Here is a 5,061-nt window from a genome sequence, read left to right on the forward strand (position 1 = left end):
ATTCGTCGCCCGTATCCAACGCACCGCTCCATAAGAGTGAGATTGCCCGGCGCTCCTTTTGTCGCAGGAAATCCCGCAGCGTTCAAAGCCCTTTCAGGCCGCGCCTGCTTCTTGGCCACCGTCTTCTCGTTGCCGCGCAGGCGCGTGCCGTCGGGCTTCTTCGTCGGCACGGTCGCAAGCGGCGGGAATAGGCCGAAATTGATGTTCATCGGCTGGAACGATCGTGTCCCGGGCTCGATGGTCTCGATATGCCCGCCGGTGATGTGGCCGAGCAGGGATCCCAGCGCGGTCGTGGCCGGTGGGCTCGCCAGGGTTTCGCCGCGCGCGTCGGCTGCCGCATAGAGACCGGCGATCAGACCGATGCTAGCAGACTCCACATAGCCCTCGCAGCCCGTCATTTGCCCGGCAAAGCGCAGCCGTGGCTGCGCGCGCAGGCGCAACTGACTGTCGAGCAGCTTTGGCGAATTGAGGAAGGTGTTGCGATGCAGGCCGCCGAGGCGGGCGAACTCAGCCTTCTCCAGACCGGGAATGGTGCGGAAGATGCGCTGCTGCTCGCCGTATTTCAGTTTCGTCTGGAAGCCGACGATGTTGTAGAGCGTGCCGAGCTTGTTGTCCTGACGCAGCTGCACGATGGCGTAGGCCTTCGTGGCGGGATCGTGCGGATTGGTAAGGCCGACCGGCTTCATGGGGCCGTGGCGCAGCGTCTCGGGGCCACGCTCCGCCATCACCTCGATCGGCAGGCAGCCGTCGAAATAGGGCGTGTTGGTCTCCCACTCCTTGAACTCAGTCTTCTCACCTGACATCAGCGCGGCGACGAAGCCATCATACTGTTCCTTGGTCATCGGGCAGTTGATGTAGTCGGCGCCGGTGCCGCCGGGGCCGACCTTGTCGTAGCGTGACTGGAACCAGGCCACCGACATGTCGATGGATTCGCGGTGCACGATCGGTGCGATCGCGTCGAAGAAGGCGAGGGCGTTCTCGTCGGTCAGCTCTCGGATGGCATCGGCCAGCGGGGCGGAGGTGAGGGGGCCGGTGGCAACGATGACATTGTTCCAGTCGGCCGGAGGCAGGCCTGCGATCTCGCCGCGGGCGATCTCGATCAGGGGATGGTCGTTCAGCGCCTTGGTAACGGCTGCGGAGAAGCCATCGCGGTCGACCGCAAGGGCGCCGCCGGCCGGCACCTGGTTGGCATCAGCCGCGCGCATGACCAGCGAATCGAGCCGGCGCATCTCCGCGTGCAGGAGGCCGACGGCGTTGTTGGCGGCATCGTCCGAGCGAAATGAATTGGAGCAGACGAGCTCGGCGAGCCCGTCGGTACGGTGCGCCTCGGTCATGCGGGTGGGCCGCATCTCGTGCAGCACCACGGGGACGCCGGCTTTCGCGACCTGCCAAGCTGCCTCCGAGCCGGCAAGGCCTGCGCCGATCACGTGCACAATGTTGGATAGGGATCCTGTCATGGGGCGGACAGGTAGCGCTTTTCGGCGGTCAGTGGAATCGTCGAGATCGAGTTTTCTGCCACCAGATGCGACAACGCCCGCACGAGGCGGGCGCTATCGGTTCGTCCGGTGGAGGGCTGAACGATATCAGCCCTGATACTGACCGGCGGCAACGCGCGGGATGTCCGAGCGATCGAGGCCGATATCGGCCAGTTCGCGATCGCTGAGCTGGGACAGCTCGGCAACATTGCGCTGATAGTCCCGGAATGCCTGGATCATGCGGATGAGCGAGAGCAGCATTGGTAGTCTCCTGTAGTTCGATTCAGCCCTTGCCCGGGCCTCATCGTTGAAATGAATATAGTGGAGAGTGGTGCAGTGCGAAAGTTCCGATGTTGCGATGCAGCTAAGCGGATAGCGCATAGCGGGAGTAAAGAAGACTTAACCTCTTCGCGGTCCCGCCCCAGCCCTGCGATGCGCGAGCTGAATCCGGAGCTAAACTTCCGTGAAATCACGGAGTTAGTGACAGATATTTGATTTTGATCGTTATGGAAATAAGTGACGCATCCGTCGCCGGCAAGCGAGCCATTTAGCTTCTATACCCAAGTTCGGCATGCGCGAATCGCATGATGCAATAGGCTATTTTAATGAATTTATATTCAGTTCTTTGTGTGGGTGCAGCGAAGCCGCGCGGGTGGCCAAGCGGCTTCGCCAAATCAGATCTCGCCGCGTGCAGCGGCGCAATGGCTCCTCCAAGGTTGTCTAGGCCGCATTCGCACTCCTTGGTGCGGCGTCCGCACGCCGAGCGTGTGGTTTGATGACAAGGATGTAATGAAAAACAGAATTCCTGCATGACGCTCTGCGCGGCGCGCAACATCACGCAATTCTCGCGAGGAATTTATTGCGGCAAGTTGCCGCGCCCGGAGGAAGGTGTCGTCGCAGAATCCGGCAATGTCGCTGGGTCTGTCCCAAGAACAAGAGAAGGAAAGTAACATCATGACGAAGTTACTCGGGGTTATCGCCATTGCCGCCGTCGCGCTCGCGGTTGCGCCGGCCCAGGCCGCCAAGCACGCCGCCATGGGCGGCTGCAGCTCGGCCAATCTGGAGAAGACGGAAACTGCGATCGAGGCCATGCCCGACGGTGACGGCAAGCTCGTCGCCCAGAAGGAGATCGCTGCGGCGCAGGATTCGCTGCTCAACGGCAAAATGGGTGCGTGCGGCGCGCATCTGAACAAGGCGATGCACGCCACCATGGGCAAGTAAACGCACCAGAGAGGGCCGATCGCCGGACGATCGGCCCTACGCGTTGTTGATGGGTCACTAAGGAGCGCGCGCCAGCTGCGTGGCGAAATAGGCGATGGTCTTGGAATAGACCTCGCTCTTGTTCCACTGCTTGAGCACCTCGAAATTCGGACTGCCCGGCTGCCAATCCTTGCCCTTCTGCCAGCCATAGCCGGCGAGATAATTTGCGGTGGAGGCGAGCACGTCGGGCGCGTTGTGCAGGAGATCGCGCTTGCCGTTGCCGTCGAAATCGACGGCGTATTTCATCCAGGATGACGGCATGAACTGGGTCTGGCCGAGCTCGCCGGCCCAGGCGCCCTTCATCTCGGCTGGTGCGAGATCGCCGCGCTGGACGATGCGCAGCGCATCCATCAGCTCGGCGCGAAACTGCTCGGCGCGCCGGCAATCATGGGCCAGCGTTGCGAGCGAGCGGATGGTGGCGAACTTGCCGGTGTTGACGCCGAAATCGGTCTCGAGACCCCAGATCGCGACCAGCACTTCGCCGGGAACGCCGTAGGTCTGCTCGATGCGCGACAGCACCGAGCCGTATTGCTTCATCCTGTTGGAGCCGCGCTCCAAGCGCGGCGGCACCATGCGGCCGGAAAATTCCTCGAAGGTCTGGGCGAAGACCTTTTGCGAGCGGTCGCGGTTGAGCACGCTTTGATCCAGCGTCACGCCGGCGAGCCCCGATGCAATCGCCTGTTGTGAGATGCCCTTGGCGGCAGCGTCGGTCTTGAAGTCCGCAAGCCATGCATCGAAATTGCTTGAACCGCAGGCAACCGCGGCGGACGCTGGCTGGGCAGACAGGATTGACGCGGAGAGGGCGAAGGCTGCGAGGGCGAGACGAGAAATCGTCGAGGTCATTCGAGTAAATGAATTCCGTGAAGCGATCTGATCGGAGGGGGCAATCTCGGTCCGAACCGCGGCCAAAGCAAGGCGTGTGACAGGGCGCGATCCTGCCCGAGCCGGGGCAGGATCGCATGTCACGATATCGTCAGACGTCCGTCCGGTTACGCCACGGGAAGAGGTTCGCCGGGAAGTCGGCAGCCGGCTTGCGCGGACGATGCGGCGGGGGCGGCACCGGACGTGCACCGGGCTCCGAGACGATCACCTTGCGGTAGAGATGCCAGGTGGCATGGCCGAGCAGGGGGATCACCACGGCAAGGCCGAGGAAGGCCGGGATCGTGCCGAGCGCAAGCAGCACCGCCACGATCAGGCCCCAGGCCGCCATCGGCACCGGGTTCCTCGCGACAACGCGCAGTGAGGTGCTCATCGCCTCGAACGCGCCCGCATGGCGGTCCAGCATCAAGGGGAACGACACGACGCTAATGCAGAGCGCAGCGAACGCGAACAGGAAGCCGGCGCCGCAGCCGACCACGATCAGCCACCAGCCCTGCTGCGTCGTCAGCACGCGCGTCATGAAGTCCGAGATCCCGGTCACGCCCTCATAGCCGAACGCCGCGACATAGATCGCCTGCGCGGTTGCAACCCAGGTCACGAATAGAGCGAGCAGCAATGTGCCGAGGCCGAGCATCGCCCCGAACGACGGCGAGCGAAGCACCTCCATGGCATCCCAGGCGCTGGCTTCTTCATAGCGCTCGCGCCGGCTGGAGAGCTCGTAGAGACCGAGCGCTGCGAAGGGGCCGATCAGTGCGAAGCCGGCGGCAAGGGGAAACAACAATGGCAGCACCGAATAGCCCATCACCACGCGGGCGAGCACGAGGCCGAGCACCGGGTAGATGACGCAGAGAATGATGGCGTGGCTCGGAACGGCCTTGAAATCCTCCCAGCCGCGCCGGAGCGCATCGTGCAGATCGGACAGCTGGATGGTTCGAATGACGGGTCCAGCCGCATCCGCGCTCTGGCCCATTGTGGGGACATTGCCCTGGTAGAGTGTGGCCATGGTCGCTAGCTCCCTTGCCGAGCGGCCGAATCCAGCGCCGGCAAACGGCGCGAGCGGCCGCCATTTTTGAGTTTCGCGATTCCGACCAGACGCGAATTCCGGAAGGCATCGCGAGCCGAACGCGAAGCGTACGCTCATTTCCGAGTCCTGTCCCTCACGCTTGGGTGAATTTCGATGCCGCAGCGCAACCTCGACGATGTCATTCGGTCGTCATTTCGCCGCAGATAAGCTGATGCTGCTCGTTGGTTCGCAGAACTTCGCGGGCGCATCGCAGTAACTTGGTCTATAAGTGCCACTCAAGGCCCTTCCAACGGATCCTTTTCGGGGAGCAGATATGAGCATTTTCGGGAAAATTATGGGCGCGATCTTCGGTAGCCAGCCGGCTTCCGCCGCGCCCGCTGGTGGCGCAGCTTCGCCCGCTGGAGCGGCGCCTGGAGCATCGGC

At 63.0% G+C, this 5,061-nt stretch carries 5 protein-coding genes; 1 reads left to right on the forward strand and 4 read right to left on the reverse strand.

Going from position 1 to position 5,061, the window contains the following annotated elements; genetic code table 11:
- Together trmFO and MOV75_RS27040 are read right to left on the reverse strand one after the other, a co-directional pair.
- Positions 1-1,457 (reverse strand): methylenetetrahydrofolate--tRNA-(uracil(54)-C(5))-methyltransferase (FADH(2)-oxidizing) TrmFO (trmFO, locus tag MOV75_RS27035; RefSeq protein ID WP_247006904.1); only part of this gene is annotated, 1,457 nt, incomplete at its 3' end.
- Between the two features lie 126 nt (positions 1,458-1,583).
- On the reverse strand, positions 1,584-1,736 hold the full coding sequence (locus MOV75_RS27040) for a DUF1127 domain-containing protein (RefSeq protein WP_007590701.1): 153 nt from the start codon (positions 1,734-1,736) through the stop codon (positions 1,584-1,586).
- Between the two features lie 693 nt (positions 1,737-2,429).
- On the opposite strand from MOV75_RS27040, the gene MOV75_RS27045 reads away from it, so the two are divergent.
- A complete protein-coding gene (locus MOV75_RS27045; RefSeq protein WP_246928992.1) occupies positions 2,430-2,696 on the forward strand; it encodes a hypothetical protein in 267 nt (88 codons plus the stop codon).
- A 57-nt stretch (positions 2,697-2,753) separates the two neighbouring features.
- Here MOV75_RS27045 and MOV75_RS27050 read toward each other — a convergent pair whose 3' ends face one another.
- Both MOV75_RS27050 and MOV75_RS27055 read right to left on the reverse strand, forming a co-directional pair.
- Positions 2,754-3,578, reverse strand: a complete 825-nt coding sequence (locus MOV75_RS27050; RefSeq protein WP_246928976.1) for a lytic murein transglycosylase — start codon at positions 3,576-3,578, stop codon at positions 2,754-2,756.
- 130 nt (positions 3,579-3,708) lie between these two features.
- Positions 3,709-4,617 carry a DUF2189 domain-containing protein gene (locus MOV75_RS27055; RefSeq protein ID WP_246928968.1) on the reverse strand — a complete coding sequence of 303 codons (909 nt, stop codon included), beginning with the start codon at positions 4,615-4,617 and terminating at the stop codon, positions 3,709-3,711.
- Between the last annotated feature and the right edge of the window lie 444 nt (positions 4,618-5,061).

Origin of the sequence: Bradyrhizobium sp. PRIMUS42 (assembly GCF_023006515.1) — a bacterium.
Taxonomy (GTDB): Bacteria; Pseudomonadota; Alphaproteobacteria; order Rhizobiales; family Xanthobacteraceae; genus Bradyrhizobium.